Origin of the sequence: Micromonospora sp. R77 (assembly GCF_022747945.1) — a bacterium.
Classification (GTDB): Bacteria; Actinomycetota; Actinomycetes; order Mycobacteriales; family Micromonosporaceae; genus Micromonospora.
The window spans coordinates 6770291-6787543 of the sequence record NZ_JALDST010000001.1 but is presented as its reverse complement, the minus strand read 5'-3'; the positions used below and the strand labels follow the sequence as shown (position 1 = coordinate 6787543).

The 17253-nt window shown below is 76.0% G+C and carries 10 protein-coding genes and 3 pseudogenes; 11 read left to right on the top strand and 2 right to left on the bottom strand.

Translation table 11 applies throughout. The features are described 5' to 3' along the window. Positions 1–47 precede the first annotated feature (47 nt). Both rox and MRQ36_RS31420 read right to left on the bottom strand, forming a co-directional pair. Entirely contained in the window at positions 48–1463 is a 1416-nt protein-coding gene (gene rox, locus MRQ36_RS31425; RefSeq protein WP_374251224.1) for a rifampin monooxygenase, read from the bottom strand. A 276-nt stretch (positions 1464–1739) separates the two neighbouring features. Further along, entirely contained in the window at positions 1740–2072 is a 333-nt protein-coding gene (locus tag MRQ36_RS31420; protein WP_242800344.1) for a hypothetical protein, read from the bottom strand. 157 nt (positions 2073–2229) lie between these two features. Between MRQ36_RS31420 and MRQ36_RS31415 the strand changes: the two genes are divergently transcribed. The 11 genes and pseudogenes from MRQ36_RS31415 to MRQ36_RS31370 all read left to right on the top strand — a co-directional run bounded on the left by MRQ36_RS31415 (position 2230) and on the right by MRQ36_RS31370 (position 17186). Next, a complete protein-coding gene (locus tag MRQ36_RS31415) occupies positions 2230–3219 on the top strand; it encodes a hypothetical protein (protein ID WP_242800343.1) in 990 nt (329 codons plus the stop codon). Further along, positions 3209–4291, top strand: coding sequence for an esterase family protein (locus tag MRQ36_RS31410; protein ID WP_242800342.1), 1083 nt, complete (start codon positions 3209–3211; stop codon positions 4289–4291). Before MRQ36_RS31415 ends, MRQ36_RS31410 begins: the two co-directional genes overlap by 11 nt. Positions 4292–4575: 284 nt before the next feature. Beyond that, positions 4576–5433 (top strand): DUF4132 domain-containing protein, encoded by an 858-nt coding sequence (locus MRQ36_RS31405; protein WP_242800341.1) that lies wholly within the window; start codon positions 4576–4578, stop codon positions 5431–5433. A gap of 5 nt (positions 5434–5438) precedes the next feature. Continuing rightward, the gene (locus MRQ36_RS31400) at positions 5439–8444 is read left to right on the top strand and encodes a hypothetical protein (protein ID WP_242800340.1); all 3006 of its coding nucleotides are present in this window, start codon (positions 5439–5441) and stop codon (positions 8442–8444) included. 2065 nt (positions 8445–10509) lie between these two features. Further along, complete coding sequence (locus tag MRQ36_RS31395; RefSeq protein WP_242800339.1) at positions 10510–11697, top strand: AAA family ATPase; 1188 nt, start codon at positions 10510–10512, stop codon at positions 11695–11697. Continuing rightward, positions 11658–12441, top strand: a pseudogene (locus MRQ36_RS34850) (DUF5682 family protein); the annotation flags it as partial. The gene MRQ36_RS31395 and the pseudogene MRQ36_RS34850, both read left to right, overlap by 40 nt. A gap of 149 nt (positions 12442–12590) precedes the next feature. After that, positions 12591–13250, top strand: a pseudogene (locus MRQ36_RS33710) (DUF5682 family protein); the annotation flags it as partial. Between the two features lie 133 nt (positions 13251–13383). After that, a pseudogene (locus MRQ36_RS34845) lies at positions 13384–13746 on the top strand (DUF5682 family protein); the annotation flags it as partial. Between the two features lie 38 nt (positions 13747–13784). Further along, positions 13785–14483, top strand: a complete 699-nt coding sequence (locus tag MRQ36_RS34840; RefSeq protein ID WP_374251222.1) for a DUF5682 family protein — start codon at positions 13785–13787, stop codon at positions 14481–14483. Further along, entirely contained in the window at positions 14477–15319 is an 843-nt protein-coding gene (locus tag MRQ36_RS31375) for a VWA domain-containing protein (RefSeq protein ID WP_242801500.1), read from the top strand. The genes MRQ36_RS34840 and MRQ36_RS31375 overlap by 7 nt, the downstream gene beginning before the upstream one ends. A 472-nt stretch (positions 15320–15791) precedes the next feature. After that, complete coding sequence (locus tag MRQ36_RS31370; RefSeq protein ID WP_374251002.1) at positions 15792–17186, top strand: hypothetical protein; 1395 nt, start codon at positions 15792–15794, stop codon at positions 17184–17186. Positions 17187–17253 lie beyond the last annotated feature (67 nt).

Below are 17253 nucleotides of genomic sequence, written 5' to 3'. Positions count from 1 at the left end.
GGCCGGGATGCGGGCGGACCGGCTCCCTGCCCCGCCCGGGGGAGAGATCAGTGGGCGGGCCGGCCGAACCAGCGGGCCAGGTGGGCGTCCAGGTCCTGCTGGTCGTCGCCGACCCAGGCGACGTGGCCGTCGGGGCGGAGCAGGACACCCGGAACGTCCAGTGCCGCAGTGGGATCCGGGAGGTGGTCGACCCGTTCCGACCAGCCGCCGACGGTCAGCCGTCCGGTGCGGTCCAGCAGCAGGCCACGGCCGCGATGCAGCAGGTCGTAGAGGCGGCCCTGCCGCACGTCGACGTCGCGCAGGCGGCGGCCGACCAGGTCGGGGCCGGCGCCGAAGTCGTAGCGGACGCCGATCGCCGTGATCTTCTCGACCAGACGGCGGTTCACCTCGTCCAGGTCCATCAGCTCGGTGAGCAGCCGGCGTACCGCCTGCGGGCCCGGTCCGGGGGACAGCAGTTCCAGCTGGGCGCGGGTGTTGTCCAGCACGTCCTCGGCGACCGGGCGACGTTCGGCCTGGTAGGTGTCCAGCAGGGTGGCCGGCGCCCAACCGCGGATCTGTGCGGCCAGTTTCCAGCCGAGGTTGACCGCGTCCTGGATGCCCAGGTTGAGGCCCTGCCCGCCGATGGGCGGATGGATGTGTGCCGCATCGCCGGCCAGCAGCACCCGCCCGACCCGGTAGCGGTCGGCCAGCCGGGTGGCATCACCGAAGCGGGACAACCAGCGCGGGGAGTGCACGCCGAAATCGGTGCCGGCGATCGTGCGCAACCGTTGCCTGAAGTCCTCGAGCGTGGGCGGCCGGGTGCGATCGCCGACCCCCTCGACGGGCACCACGACCCGATGGACCCCGACGCCTGCGGGCCCGAGGACGAACCGCGGCTCGCTCTCCCGGATCTCGGCCACCCGGGCGGCGACCTCCTCCGGCGGCACCCCCACCTCCATCTCGCCCATCAGCGTCTCGTTCCGCGAGGGCTCGCCGGGAAATCCGACGCCGAGCAGTTTGCGCACCGTGCTGCGCCCGCCGTCACAGCCGACCAGATAGCGCGTACGCAGCTTCTCCCCGTCGGCCAGCTCGACGGTCACCCCGTCCCCGTCCTGGGCGAGACCGGTCACCGCAGCACCGTGCCGGACCTGCGCGCCCAGGTCGAGCGCATGCTCTTCGAGCAGTTGGACGATGACCGGCTGCGGGATGCCCAGCAGATAGGCGTGCGCGGAGTCCAGGCCCCGGGGCGCGGGTTTGTTGACGGCGGCGAAGAAGCCGCCGGCCGGACGCTCCCTGCCGCGGGCGCGGATCCGCTCCAGCAGCCCGCGCATCGCCATCAGCTCGATGCTGCGGATGTGCAGACCGACGATGCGGACGTACGACGGGAGCTCGGTCTCCCTCTCCAGGACGAGTACCCGTACGTCGTGCAGCCGCAGTTCGGCGGCCAGCATGGCGCCGGTCGGCCCGCACCCGGCGATGATCACGTCGAAGACGAGGGGCGCGGGATCCCCGCCGGGTGCCGGCGACGGGAGTCCGGGGACATCGCCGATGGTGGAGTCGGGCCGGACGGCGTCGGCCGATGACCCGGCGGTGGGACGCAGAGAGTGCACAGGTGTTGCCCTTCGGGAGTGCCTCGTCGGTCGGACGCTCCCGGCGACACCTACGTCAGTCGCCCGACCGTGACGGCAAGGGGGAGCACCCACATCGATACCGCGTTCATGGGTCCCACCTCCTCGGGCAATGTCACGATCCACCGCAAGCTACAAGTCCGGCGTCACCCCCGTCGAATCCTTTTCGACCAGGTGGTCACGACCGCGATCCGAGGTGAGCGCCGCCCGGATCAGCTCGGCCACCAGCTGCGGCGTGACCGGTGCCAGGGCGAACCTGTCGGCCACCTGTTCCGGCGGTGCGGTGATGATCGGCCCGTAGTTGAGCCACGGGTCGTCGAAGGCCACCCGGACCTCCAACGGGCAGCTCCGCCCGGGCCGGACGCCCCAGATCCGGCAGAGGACGTGGCCGGCGTCGATCCGGCGGACCGTCCAGCGGTAGTCGACGCCGTCGACGCGAATTCTCCGTCTGCGTGCCCTCGCCACGCCGCGAGGGTAGGCCGGTGACCGGGTGCCGGGTGACCCGGCCCGCTGCTTTCCCTGCGGTCTCTGCGGATTCTCAGACAACGTCCAGCGTCGGAGCGGAGAGTACGAAATGCAGACCTACCGGTGACCGTACCGGCGATCGAGACGGAGGCACAGGATGAACGTGACCGACCTTCGCCTCCTCGTCGCCGCCGGCGTCCTGGCGGTCGGTGCCGTGGCCGGCGGGGTGTGGGTGTGGCGGCGCCGGCCGCGGCCCGGGGTGGCGGTTCGCGCGGGCGTGGTGGTGCTGGCCGAACTGCTGCTCGTCACGGCGGGTGCGCTGGTCGTGAACCGGGTGGAGGGGTTCTATCCGACCTGGGCGGCGTTGGCGCAGCACGACCCCGCAACGCAACGCTGGAAGACGACGCCGGGCCGGTTGGACGCGACGATCAGGCGGTTGGCGCGGGGCTCGGACCAGGCCGTGCTGGTGCCGTGGCCGGCGCGGTCCCTGGCGGCGTGGCCAGGAGCCGGCGCGGCGGTGGTGACGCCGGTGGACTACCTGCGGCGACCCGCCTGGCGGTATCCCGCAGTCCTGGTGCTGTCGTCGGCGGACGGGTGGAGCGATGCGCAGGTGCTCGCCGCCGCCCGGCAGACCGCTCCGGCGGCGGTCGTGGTGGCGGTACGTGTGCCGCAGGGCATGGATCCGGCCACCCTGGCGCTGGGGTTGCCGCTGGACCTGGAGCGGGACCTCCGGGTCACCGGGCACCGGTGGGGGCTCGTCGCGTCCGCCGGCATGCGACACGTCGCGCGAGACGTCGTCGCCCGCGACGTCGGTCGCTTCCCGGTGTTGGCGGTCGCCGCCGGTACGAGCGAGCCCGTGGTCGTACCGCCGGGTGCCCCGCCGCCGGCCGCTCCGTTCCCCGCCGGTGTGCTGGCGGTACAGGTCGGTCTCCCCGCCCGGGGCGCCGCGGCGGGGCCCGACCGATCGCAGACCGGGCTCGTGGCGGCCCTGCGGTGGGTGCAGGGGCAGCTTCCCGCCCCGCTCGCGGCACCCGCGCCGGTGCTCACGCCGTCGGCCGTTCCTCGGCCCGGGCGGCACCACTCGGCCGGTCACACCCACCCGACCCGTCGGCCGCGTCCCGTGGTCGGGGTACGACATGGGTCCTGACAGTCTCCCGCTCCTGGGCGCGCTCGCCGGCCTGACCGTGCTGGCGCCGGTGCTGGCCGCCGCATTGTGGGACCGTGGCCGTCGTCGGGGGCGTACGGCGGTGCGGGTGGCGACGACGGCGCTGTGCCTGCTGACGCTGGCCTCGACGGTCCTGGTCGCGGCGAACCGTCAGGCCGAGACGTACCCGTCGTGGTCGGATCTGCTCGGCTCGTCGCAGGGGCGCCAGGCCGTGCCCGCCGATCCACGGTCGGCGCAGGACCGGGCCCCGGGACGCTTCGTCACCATCAGGGTCACCGGGGCGGCCAGCGGGGTGTCCCTCCCGGTGCTCGCCTACCTTCCCGCCGCCTACGATGCCGCCCCCGACCTGCGCTTCCCCGTCGTCGAGGCGTTCGACGGCTTCCCCGGCTCGCCGGGCAGCTGGATCAGAGGCCTGGGGGTGGCCGGATTCCTGGACGGGGAGATCAGCGCCGGGCGGATGGCGCCCACCGTTGTGCTGTTCCCTCCGCAGACCACCGATCCGGCGGTGGACACGGAGTGCACGAACCTGGCCGGCGGCCCCCGGATGGAGTCGTTCCTGACCGTGGACGTGCCGGCCGCGGCCCGTGCGCAGCTGCGCGTCCGGGGCGACCGCGCGGGCTGGGGTGTGATCGGCTACTCGGCCGGCGGCTACTGCGCCGCGAACCTGTTGCTGCGCCATCCCGGCACCTACGCCGCGGGCGCCAGCCTCTCCGGGTACGCCGATCCCGGCATCCGCGTCGGGGACGGCAGCGAGACCACCACCAACGACGATCTCTGGCGGCTGCGCCACCTGTCGCTGCCGGCGGTGGCCCTCTATCTGTCCTGCGCGCGGACGGATCTGCACGCGATGCGGGACGAGACGGCGCTGGCGGCCCTGGCCCACGCGCCGATCAGCCTCACCACGGCCTTCCTGCCGGTCGGCGGGCACAACATGCAGACGTGGCGGGCGTTGGAGCCCTCGGCGTTCGACTGGCTGTCGAGCTGGTTGGCGGCGCCCACGACGACCGGTGCCCGGGCTGTCGCCGTGCCGGTGCATCCGTTGCCACCGCGCTAGCGCCGCGCCGGCGTCGGTGCCATCCACAGTGGACGAGGGCGTTGACGTGACCTAAGTCACCCTTGGTGTCCCGTCGCCGCGCGCGTGGCTGGTCAGGGCCATCTCGAACCGGCCGGAGCTGCAGGAATCGCGGCTGCGCCGGCCGTCGCCCCGGCTGTCCGCTCGGTCGCCCCGGCCGACGGGTCCCTGTCGTGTCGGTCACTACTGTTAGCGTGCCGTGCGTCGTCGATCATGGACGATTCGTCATGAAATCTGGGTGATTCCCACTGCGGAGGGTATTCCTGATGGGTTGGCTAGCGGTGGGGGAGTCGTACGAGATCAGTCTCGTGGACGGGAAGGTGGCCGCCCGGTCCGCCGGCCCCCGGGCCACCGGACGGCCCCTCAAGACCCTGCCAAAGGTGCTCCGGGACGCACCCGAGGTCGACCGGCTGCGCCAGCTCGCCCAGTGGCTGGACCGGCACGCCCAGGAATGCCTCAACCGGGTCAACACCTGGGTCGTCTCCTCGCTGCCGGTGCCGACCGGGCTGCTGACCCGGGTCTGGCCGGACCCGGCCTGGCAGGACGCGCTGCGCGACCTCGTGGTGTGCGGGGACGACCCGGCCGAGCCGGGCTTCCTGCGGGACGTCACCGAGACCGGTGACCTGCGCGTGGTCAACCTCGACGGAGAAACCGTCCGGCTCTCCCCGGCCAGCGCCACACTGCCCCACCCGGTCCGCCTGCCGCACCTGGCCGACCTGCGCGAGTTCGCCGAGCAGCTGGAGATCACCCAGCGGGTCGAGCAGCTGCACCGGGGCACCTGGGGCCGGCCCGCCGACCTGAGGGACCGGGAGACCACGGTCACCGACTTCCGGGGCACCGCCGTGCCCAGCCGGTTGGCCGCCCGGGCCGCCACGCTCGGCTTCCGGGTCTCCGGCTCCCGGGTCACCTGCCGGGTCTGGGAGGACGGCCGCACGATCGAGGCGGCCATCTGGTTCGACGAGGGCTACTGGGACTCCGAGGCGACCCTGGGCGCTCTCTCCTGGTCCGTCGTGGACGGACCCACGCTGCGACTGGTCCAGGTCGGACCGGTGGCGTGGTCGGAAGGAATGCGGATGGCGACGGCCCTGTCCGGCGCCGCGACCGGAACGGGGAACAAGGCATGACCGGGATGACGAGCACATCGGCCGTTGACTCGGCCGAGAGCCTGCTGGCCGCCGGTGCGGTGCTGCCCGCCGACACCGCCGGGGCCGGCGACCGGGCGGTGCCGCTGACCGCCCGCACCTACCGGCACCCGGCCCTCGACGACCGGCCCGTGGTCCGCCTGGTCGACGCCGCCCTCGGCGAGGGCGAGGACGCCGCCGTCGGGTTCCTCGGCCTGGCACCGGCTGCCGAGCCGGCCGTCGTCGGGCTCGGCCCGCGCCGCCCGCTGGCCTTCCCCGAATGGGTGCTGGTGCACCACCCGGCGGACGGCCGGCACGCGTTGGCGCTGGTGGCCGAGTTGCAGAAGCTGGCCAAGCAGGTGCGGTCGCGGCCGAAGGCCGCCCTGGACGGGTACCAGAGCATCGCCGACCGGCTCGCCCGTACGCTGCCGCACTTCCTGCCGACCTTCTTCGAGCAGGCGGCGCGGGTGTTCCTGGCCGCCGGGCAGGACACCTACGCCACGCAGCTGTTCAACAAGGCGCGCAAGGCGGAGGCGCAGCACGGCCTGCCGATCGACCTGGACCGGCTGGACGAGGTCTACGTCGAGTTCGCGTCGGCCAAGGTGGTGTCGGCGACCGCGCTGGCCGGCTACGCCAAGGAACTGTCCGCCCAGTTGCCGGCCGACGAGGCGTTGGACCGGTTCTGCCGGCTGGCGCTGCGGGCCGCAGCCGCCGGCGTGGTGCCGTCCACCCAGTCCGCCACCGCGGTGAACCGGCTGGCCCGGGCCGCCACCAAGGTGGCGGGCGGGACCGACCACCTTGCGCCCTACCTGACGGAGCTGCTCCGGCTGCCGGTGGCCGCCGACGCACCGGCCGGCTGGTGGAAGGCGCACCTGCCGGCACTGACCGCGCTGGCCGACCGCGATCCGGCGGTTCGCGGCAGCCTGCTCGACCTGATGCCCACCGACCGGGACAACCTGGTCGGCTGGCTGACCCTGTTGACCGGGACCGGCGCGCTCGCCGGCCTGTCCGACCCGGACGTGCCGGAGACCGCCCGCCCGCAGGACGGCTCCACCGGCTGGCTGCGTCGCTTCGTGAGCCGGGCCAACTCCGGCCACCGGCCCGGTCGGGTGCCGCAGCTGCATCCACTCGTCGAGCGGATGGCCGACCGGCTGCGCGCCGAACTGGCCGACAGCGGCGAGACGCTCGACCACCACGGCGACCTCGACCTGCTCGACCAGCTGCTCGCCCTCCAGTTGCCGGTCACCCCGCCGGCCGAGCGCGGCACCCTGGACCTGGCCCGCTGGGTGGAGGCCCAGGGCGAACGCGAGCTGCGCGCCCTGGCCGGCGACGACCGGTTCACCGACGCCCTGCGCCGGGGCCTCGACCAGCTCGACGGCCAGCAGCACGCCCTGCGCCGGATGGCCGCCACGCCGGGCATCCGGCCACTGCTGACCGACTGGCTGCGGGCCCGGATCCGCGAGCGGTTCGCCGCCGGACTGCCGTACCTGGCGGAGTCGGTGGACTGGCTGGGCCGGCTCCCGGCCGAGGCGCTGCACCTGGTCTCCGACGACCTGCGGGGAGGCGGCGACCAGATGGGCAGTGGCCTCGGCGAGGCCCTCGGCGTCGATCTCGTCGAGCGGGCCACCCGCAGCCTGCGCGGCGGGCTCATCGAGGAGCTGGGCTGGCCGGACTGGGAGCTGGCCTGGCAGGAGGTCACCGGCGGCGACCACCGGGTCGAGGTGACCCGGCAGGAATCCTGGCCGTACGTGATCCTGGGCGGGCCGACCACGGTGCGGGTGCTCGGCGCCGAGGGCATCGTGCTCCGCCACGACCTGCGCATCCCGGCCGGCGACGCGTGGGGCGAGCCCGGCTACCACTACGTCGACGGCCAACTGCTGGTGTGCTGGCACTCCAAGGCGCGCGGTTACAACCTGTGCGGTTACTGGCACCGGTCGCCCGACGACCCGCAGCCCGTGCACGGCCGCAGCGACCGCAGCCGGCCGCGGGCGAACCAGCTCACCCTGTCGTTGCCCGGCGGCGGACGGACCACCGGCGGCGGCGTGCTGCACGTCGGCGACACCGTCCTCCCGCCCGAGCTGCCGGTCATCACCGACGGCACCTCCCACTGGGTCTACCGGCACGGCGACGACGACGGCGAGCACGGCTGGCGCGAGTACGACCCGGTCCACGACACCCACGGACGGCGCAGCCTGCCCCGGTTCCTGGCCGACCTCCCGGTGCCGGGCAGCCGGCTCCAGGAATCGGCCAGCTGGCTGCGGCCGGCCCTGTCCGACCGGGCCGCCCCGGCCGCCGTGCCGGTGGACGGCCTGCTCGGCTGGCGGGTGTTCACCCTCCCCGACGGCTCGGTACGCGGCCAGGACCTGGCCGGTCGTACCGTCACCGTGGCACCGGGGCAGGAACCGGTCGCGGCGCTGGTGCTGCCCGGCGACGACCGGCCACGGGCGGTCCTCAAGGGTCTCGTGCTGCTCGACCCGGACGGGGTGGCGTCGGCCGCCGCCGGACCGCCGTCCAGCCGCAGTTACACCCGCGACGCGATCCCGCTGCCCGGACTCCGCTTCCTCGGCTACCTGCAGCCCCGGGACCCGGCCGGTTCCGCCGCCCTGCGCCGGATGGACCGGGAGGTCACGGCCGCGCTGCTCAAGGTCGCCGTTGACGAGCGCCGCGCCGCCCTCGCCGAGGTGGCGGCGCGGGCGGCAACGGACGGCGGCCGGTTCCCGGCCGGCCGCGCAGGGCGGAACGGGCCTCTCGGTCGCCGGGCCGGCGTCTCCGACCGGCGCTCGCCGCCCCGGGACCTCCCGCGTCGCCGAGGACGCTCCCGACGCGCTGGTCGAGCTGGTCCGGTCGATGGTGCCGGCGATCAGCCACGACGCCGTGCTGGCCGGGGTGGTCGGGGCGCTGCGGCTGGCCGCCCGGGTGCAGACCGACCTGGACGCGGTGACCGAGCAGGTCAGCAGGTCGTTGTCCGCCCCGGCGGCGACGCCGACGGTCACCGTGGCCGGACCCACCGATGAGCAGCTGCACCGGGCGCTGGACGGACTGCGTGGCCCGAGCTACTGCAGCACCGGCGCCCCGGCCCGTGCCTTCGCCCAGTTCCAGGCGTTCGCGACCCAGCGGGCCACCCCCACCGGTCCCGCGGTACGGCTGCACCTCGACGGGCCGTCGCTGCCGCACGCGGTGGAGTGGTGGCCGCTGCTGGGCGACGTCCCGGCGATTGCGTACCGGGCCGTCACGGCCGTCACGCCGGACGAGCAGCGGGAGACGCTGCGCGCCCTGCTGACCGAGCTGGACCGGCTCGACCTGACCGGGCCGGCCGGATCGGCCCGGTGGCACCGCTGCACCCTGCACCTGCGGCACGACGACCTGACCAACCCCGACGGCACCCGTCGGCACCCAGGGCCGGGCATCCTGCCGCTGCCCGACGGGGCGTTCATCGCCGTCCTCGCCTGCGCCGGCACCACCACCGGCTACCTCCTCGACGCGCTGCACCACGACCCGACCGGCGGCTTCGCCGTGCCCGAGCCGTACACGGTGAAGTCCTCGACGCCGGCCGGCGACGGACGTCCGGACGGCTGGCTGGCCGGCTTCCGCACCGAGTGGGCCACCCGCGGCCCGCTGCCGTGGCGGCCCGAGGCGGCCGAACGGTTCGCCGAGCTGACCGGCCTCACCGCCACCGCTGCGAAGCTGGTGCTGGCCGGCCTGCCGTACGCGGACACCGCGACCACCGTGCCCGCCGACCTGCGCAAGGCGCTCGGGGTGAAGCAGGCCGGCGAGGTCAGGCTGGCCTTCGCGATGCTGACCGACGCCGGCCCGAAGCTCCGGCGGGCCGTGCTGTCGGCGCTGCTGCCGCAGGACCCGGCCCGGCTGTGGACCGACGGCCCGGACGTCACCGCCGCCGCGGCCGTCTGGACCGCCGCCCTGGGCCGCCGGGTGGCGGTTCCCGAACAGCTGCTCGCCGAGGCGGTGCGGGTGGTCCGTACCGGCTGGGGGCCGGCGAAGGCGTTGCCGGCGCTGCTCGACCCGGCCCGCTCGGCCGAGCTGAGCACCGACCTGGTCTTCCGGATCAGCGGCGACCGGGCCCGGCCGGTCGACGCCCGGACCGCCGGCTTCACCGGTGAGGTGCTGCGCTCCACGGTCACCCTGGCCGCCTGGGTCGCCCACCACACGCCGGCCGGCGACCCCTGCCGGGCCGCGCTGCCGGCCGCGCTGGCCGTGCTCCGGGACCGGCTGGCCAACCCCGACCTGCTGCTCGACCTCGACCGGTACGTGTCGCTGCCCGACTTCCGTCAGCTGGCCGGCAGCCCGTCGGAGACCGGGCCCGGCTGGGAACGGTACGGCGCGATCGTGCTCGGCACGTACGACAGCCAACCGTCGCCCGCGTTGCGGCCGGACCTGCTCGACGCGGACGCGACGGACCCGTACCTGCCGGCGCTGCGGGCGGACGCGGCCAAGCCGTACCCGACGGAGGTGGCGTTGCGGCTGGTCCGCGACCCGCGCTTCGCGGCGCTGCTGGACGACCCCGGCGAACCGGCCGGCGGCGCGCGGGCGGCGGACGGGACGTGGTGGCCGCAGGACCCGACCCGGTCGGTGCCCGACCTGGTCGCCGAGGCCGCCGCGGCACACGGCGTGGGCGCCGACGCGGCGGCGGTGTACCTCATGCTGCTGGCCATGCCGGACCCGACCGAACGCAACACCGCCACCTGGACCGGCTGGCGGCCGGCCCGGCTCAAGGCGGCCCGCGCCGAACTGGCCGACACCGACCTGGTCGTGCAGGCCAGCCGGTCCCGGTCCGGCCGGTCGCTGTTCCTGCCCGGACCGTGGCTGGAACGCGGCGGCGGACAGGCGCCGATCGAGGCCTGGAAGGTCGACCTGTTCGACCTCGCCCCCGACGGCACGGCCGGCCTCGACGTGACCGTGCCGTTCGAACCGGCCGCCGACCTGTACCGGCGGGCCTGGCAGCGCCTCCGGGCCGGGGACCGGCCACACTTCGACACCCTGGCCACCCGCCGCTGACCCTGACCGCGTTGAACGACCCTGCCCCCGAACAACCCCATCCAGCGAGAGATCGAGGAACACCGCGTGACCGTGACGGAACACGTTCCCCCCGCCGTGGCGTCGGAGACCGCCCAGGTCCTCTCCGCCGAACAGCGTTACGCCGACGAACTGGCCTTCCTGGCCGCGTACGACGACGGGGCCCGGCCGCCGGGCTGGGCGCTGACCCCGCGCGCCGTGGTCACCTTCGTCCAGGGCAGCGACGGCGCGGCGTTGTCGCTGCCCGCCGACCGGCGTACCGGCCCGGACGGCAGCGAACTGCCGGCCAGCATGACCATCCCGGCGAAGTTCGTCGGCGAGCGGAGCCTCGTCGAGCGATGCGTGGTCACCCTGGCCGGTGAGCGCGGCCTGCTCCTGGTCGGCGAGCCCGGCACGGCCAAGTCCATGCTCTCCGAACTGCTGGCCGCGGCGGTCTGCGGCACCAGCGCGCTGACCGTGCAGGGCACCGCCGGCACCACCGAGGACGCCTTCCGGTACGGCTGGAACTATGCCCTGCTGCTCGCCCAGGGCCCCACCCCGCAGGCCCTGGTCGACTCGCCGGTGCTGACCGCGATGCGGACCGGCCGGGTGGTCCGGATCGAGGAGGTCACCCGCTGCCTGCCCGAGGTGCAGGACGCGCTGGTGTCCCTGCTGTCCGACCGGCGGATGAACGTACCGGAGCTGGCCGGTAGCGAGGACGGCCTGATCCGCGCGATGCCCGGGTTCACCGTGATCGCCACCGCCAACCTCCGGGACCGGGGCGTGTCGGAGATGTCCTCGGCCCTCAAGCGCCGCTTCAACTTCGAGACCGTCCACCCGATCTCCGACGCCGACACCGAGACCGACCTGGTGCGCCGGCAGGCCACCGCCGCCGTGCAGCGCGCCGGTGCGGCGTACACCGTGGACGACGCGGTGCTCGACGCCCTGGTCACCGTGTTCCGTGACCTGCGGGCGGGCCGGTCCGGCGAAGGCTGGGACGTGGAGCGGCCCGGCACGGTGATGTCGACCGCCGAGGCGGTGCAGGTGGCCGTGTCGCTCGGGCTGGCCGCCGCGTACCTGCCCGACGGGGACCCGCTCGACCTGGTGCCCGGGCACCTGCTCGGGGTGGTCCGCAAGGACGACCAGAACGACCACGCGCGGCTGCTCGGCTACTGGGACGGCCCGGTGCGCCGCCGCGCCGAGAACGGCTCGGCGATGTGGCGCCGGCTCTGGGACCTGCGGGAGAACCTGCGGTGACCACTCTCACCAGCCCGCCGACCGGTGCCGCCCCGCCGACCGGTGCCCCGGTGACGGCCGGCCCGTCCGCCGACCCGCGGGCCGTGGTCGACGCGCTCGCCGGGTCGGTCCGGCCGTACCTGATCGGGGTGCGGCACCACAGCCCGGCCCTCGCGGCGGTGGTGCCGGCGCTGCTGGACGCCGCCGGGGCCGAGGTGGTCTGCGTCGAACTGCCGGCCGACTTCCAGCACTGGCTGCCGTACCTGTCCGACCCGGCCGCCCGGGCCCCGCTGGCCCTGGTCGGTAGCCACGGCACGGACGGGCCGATGGGTTTCTACCCGTTCGCCGACTTCTCCCCGGAGCTGGCCGCGATCCGCTGGGCCCGGCAGCGCGGCGTCGAGGTGCGCTGCTGCGACCTTGCCGCTGGCCGACCCGGGCTGGACCGCCGGGAGCACGGACCCCGAACCGGCCGCCGACCCGGACCCCGGTGGGCCGGTGCCGGGCCCGCGCCGGTCCTACGCGGGCGCGCTCAGCGCCAGCGGCACCGGCCGGGACGGCGACGACCTGTGGGACCGGGTGGTCGAGGTACGTGCCCCGGGCTGCCCGCCCGAGGCGGTCCGCCGGGCCGCCCTGGGCGTGGGCTGGGCGATGCGTACCGACAGCGCCGCAGGTGACGGGGTGCCGGCCCGCGACCTGGCCCGCGAGCGGCACATGCGGCAGGTGCTGACCGAGGCGGGAGCCGACGGCCGGCGGGTCGCCGCCGTCGTCGGTGCCTTCCACGCCCCGGCCCTGCTCGCCGCCCCGTCCACCGGGGCCGACGACGCCCGGCCCGGCCCGTCGACGTCGCCGCCCCGACCGGCGCGGTCCGGTCCGCGGCGACCGCCACCGTCGCCGGCACGGCGGTCACCTCGCTGGTGCCGTACGCGTTCGACCTGCTCGACTCCCGGTCCGGCTATCCGGCCGGGATCCGCGATCCCCGCTGGCAGCAGTCCGTCTTCACCGCCGCCGGCGACCCGGAGCGGATCCGGGCCGCCGCCGCCCGAGCGGTCACCGACCTGTGCCGCGCGCTCCGTGCGGCGGGGCACACCGCGGGCACCGGTGAGGCCGCCGAGACGGTACGGCTGGCGGACGACCTGGCCCGGCTGCGGAACCTGCCCGCCCCCGGCCGGGGCGAGGTGCTCGAAGCGGTGACCAGCGTGCTCGGCCAGGGTGAACTGTTCGGCCGTGGCCGGGCGCTGGCCGCCGCGTTGGAGGGCGTGCTGGTCGGTGCCGAACGCGGTCGTACCGCCCCCGGCACACCACGGTCCGGACTCGGCCCCGCCGTCGAGGCGGAACTCGCCGCACTGCGGCTGCCCCACCCGGACAGCCCGAAGTCCCGCGAGGTCCGGCTGGACCCGCTGCGCACCGAACTGGACGGCCGGCGGGAGGTCCTGCTGCAACGCCTCCAGGTCTGCGGCGTCGGCTACGGGGAGCCGATCGCGGTCTCCGGCACCGGTGACGGCGCCGCCCTGACCACCCGTTGGCAGCTGGCCTGGACCCCGTCCGTGGCGGCCCGGCTGGACCTGGTGGGCGTACGCGGGGTGACCGCGGCGCTGGCGGCGGCCGGCACGCTGCGGGAGCGGTTCCGCCGGGGAGGCCGACGGCGGCCCCACCGCCGGGCAGCTGCTCGCCGGTCTGCGGGACGCCGCCCGGTGCGACCTGCCCGAGTTGGTCGACGACCGGCTCGGGCGGGCCACCTCGGTGCTGCCCGGCACCGGCACCCTGCCCGAACTGCTGGCCGCACTCGACCTGTTGGCGGCGCTGCGCCGGGAACACCTGCCCGGCACCACCGTGGACAGCCGGGCCCGGGCGGCCGAGCTGGCCGTCGTCCTGCTGGACGCGGCGGTCCGCGGCCTGCCCGGCCTGGCCGGCAGCGACGCCCCGGCCGACGCCGCCGCGCTGGTCGACCTCGCGGTACGCGCCGGGGAGGACCGGATCGGCCTGCGCCTGGACGAGGCGCTCGACCACCTGACCCGGGTCGGCTCGCCGCTGCTGCAGGGTGCCGCCCTGGCCGCCCAGGTCCTGCTCGACCTGACCGACCTGGCGACCCTGGGCACCCGGGTGGCCGGCTGGGTCGACGCGGCGTCGGGCCGGACACCCGGCGGCAGCTGCACCGGCTCCTCGGTGGTCTGCTCACCGCGGCGCACCCGCTGCCGCAGTCCGCCCCGGCCGCGCTGGACCCGCTGCTGGAGCGGATCGAACGGCTCACCGACGCCGACTTCCTGGACCGGCTGCCGGCGCTGCGGGGCGGGTTCGACGTGCTCACCCCGGCGGCCCGGGACCGGATGCTGCACACGGTCACCGACCGGCTCGGCGACCGGCTGGATCTGGCCCTGTCCGCCCCGCCGGACCTGCTGGCCCGCTGGGCCGCCGCCGACGCGGCCGGCCGGTCCGCCCTGGTCACCCGGGGCATCCCGTGCCCGACCCGCCGGCCGACTCCGCCGACGCCCCGGCCGGCGCCGCACCCGGACCGGACACCGCGACCGGCCGGCTCACGCCCACCGACCGGTGGCGACTGCTGCTCGGCCGGCAACCCGACCAGCTGCCCGCCGACGCCCGCCGCTACGCCCGCGCCCTGGACGAGCTGTACGGGGCGGGCCGGGGCGAGGGCGCCACCGACCTCGGTCAGGCGGCCGGTGGCGGCGGCCAGGAGGCCTCCTTCCCGACCGCCCGCGAATGGGCCGACGAACTCGAGGCGCTCTTCGGCACCAGCGTCCGCGAGGAGGTCATCGCCCGGGCGGTCGAGAACGGCCGCAGCGACGTGCTGAGCGAACTCGACCCGGCCGCGGTACGCCCCTCGATGGAGCTGCTGACCTCGATGCTGTCGCTGGCCGGTGGCCTGCCCGAGGCGCAGCTGACGAAGCTGCGGCCGCTGGTGCGGCGGCTGGTCGAGGAGCTGACCAGGCAGTTGGCCACCCAGCTGCGGCCGGCGCTGACCGGGCTGGCCAACCCGCGTCCGTCCCGCCGTCCCGGTGGTCGGATCGACCTCGCCCGTACGCTCCGGGCGAACCTGGCGCACACCCGGCGCCTCGACGACGGCCGGACGGTGGTGGTGCCGGAACGCCCGGTCTTCAGCACCCGGACCCGCACCGAGGCCGACTGGCGGCTGGTGCTGGTGGTCGACGTGTCCGGCTCGATGGAGGCGTCGGTGGTGTGGTCGGCGTTGACCGCCGCGGTCCTGGCCGGCGTGCCCACCCTCGCCACCCACTTCCTCGCCTTCTCCACCGCGGTGGTCGACCTGACCGACCGGGTCGACGACCCGCTGTCGCTGCTGCTGGAGGTGCGGGTCGGCGGCGGTACGCACATCGCCGCCGGGCTGGCCCACGCCCGCTCGCTGGTGACCGTGCCGAGCCGCACCATCGTCGCGGTGGTCAGCGACTTCGAGGAGGGGTATCCGCTGGCCGGCCTGCTCGGCGAGGTCCGCACGCTGGTCGCCTCCGGCGTGCACCTGCTCGGCTGCGCCGCGCTGAACGACAGGGGAGTGCCCTGCTACTCGGTGCCGGTCGCCGAGCAGCTCGTCGCGGCCGGGATGCCGGTGGCCGCGCTCAGCCCGCTCGAACTCGCCCGCTGGGTGGGCGACCGTGTCCGCGGAGGATCACGTTGACCGACCACACCACCGTCACCGCGGACACCGACCGGTTGCCGCCGGTGCTGCCGGAGATCGCCGCCGCCGCCGTGGCGGCCCTGCCGCCCCGGCTGCACCCGCGGCTGGACGCCACCGTCGAACGGCTGGCCCGCGTACCGGTCGGCCGGGTCGACGGTGGCGTCCGCGTGGACTGCGGGCCCGAGGCGACGGTCACCCTGACCCCCGGACCGGCCGGCGCGGTCACCGACCCGCACCAGGTGCAGTGCAGCTGCCTGCTGCAGCCCCGCTGTCTGCACCGGACCGCGGTCCTGGTCGCCTGCCCGGTGGCCGACCCGACCACCCATCCCGCCCCGGCGGCCAGCACCCGGCCGACGCCGGAGCGCGCCGGCCAGGCCGCCCGGAAGGGGCGTACCGCGGAGACGGCCGCCGCCGACGGCACCGGCCGGGAGCGCGGCGCCGACGAAGGCGCAGCGGCCGCCGCCCGCGTCCTGTGGCAGGCCGCCACGGCGGTGCTCGCCGCCGGCGTGCCGGCCGCCGGCGCGGTGCCCAGGCCGAACTGCTGCGGGCTGCCCACCACGCCCGGTTGGCCGGTCTGCCCCGCGCCGAGAGCGCCGCGCTGCGCACGGTACGCGGCCTGCGTGCCCATCGGGGCCGCCAGGCCGGCCACCGGCTGGCCGAGCTGGTCGAGGTGCTGCACGACCTGCTGTACGTGACCGGTCGGCTGGCCGCCGGTGATCCCGACCCGGCGCTGGTCGGCGTGCTGCGCCGGGCCTACCAACCGGACGGCACGCTGGAGGTGCACGGCATCTGCCGGGAACCGGTGATCAGCGCGACCGGGTACGCGGGGGTGGTCACCCACCTGGTCGCCGCCGACGGGCGCCGGCTCTCCTTCGGCGACGTGCGACCGGGCGGCCCGGAGCGGGCCCGGGACTGCGCCCGGGCGGTCACCGAGATGGGCCCGGTCGCGGTCAACCACGCGGTACTGGCGCGCGGCGGCCTGCGGATCACCGGCAGCACCGTCTCCCCGGAGGGTCGGCTCGGCGCCGGCAAGGGGGTACGCGCCACCCCGCTCACCGGCACCGACTGGTCCACCGGGCCGCTGGCCGGTCTGTTCAGCCGCCCGCTCGCCGAGGTGGTGACGGCTCAACTCGCCGCCCACGATCCGGCGGACCCGGACCGCGCCGGGACCGCGCTGGTCGGCGGTGACCTGATGGTGGTCGGTGCCGTCGGTGACCAGGTGCTGGCCGTCGAGCTGGCCCCCGGTGCCGGCCCGGACCGGTCGCCGCTGGCGGGCGGCCCGCTGATCCGGCTGGCGCCGGTCGACCCCCACCCGATGCTGGCCCACGTGGCCAACCTGCGGCGACTCGCCTCCCGGACCGGCCTGCGGGTGCGGGTGGTGGGCCGGCTGGATCCGGACCGGGCCAGCACCCTGCACCCGCTCGCGGTCGGCCCGGTGCCCGGCGCCGCGACGACGCTGCGGCTGCCGGACTCCTGGCACGGTCGGGCGGACCTCGGCTACGACGAGCTGCAGGGCGGTCACCTCCCGCCGCGCGACCCGGCGGAGACCATGGCGCCGGTCCTCGCCGTCGGCCCGGACGCGGTCGCGGAGTCCCCGCTGTGGCGGGTCCGCCGGCTGGTCGAGCTGGCCGTCGCCGGTGGCCGTCGGGCCGTCGCCGAGGCGGCCCGCGGCGAGGGCGCCGGGCTGGCCGGTCCGCTCCGCCGTGCCGGCTTCACCACGGCCGCCGCGCTGGCCGCCGGGCTCGCCGCCGAGTCCGACCGGCACGGCCGGGACGTGTTCGCCGGCGCGCCGATCCCGACCCGGACCGGTACGCCTGGGCGTGGCTGGCGGCGACCGCGCACCTGGTCGCCGCCGAACGGGAGCTGATCCGCTCGTCCTGGACCGCCCCGCCCGTCGGCTGACCCGGCCGGTGTGCGGGGCGACGGGACCCGGC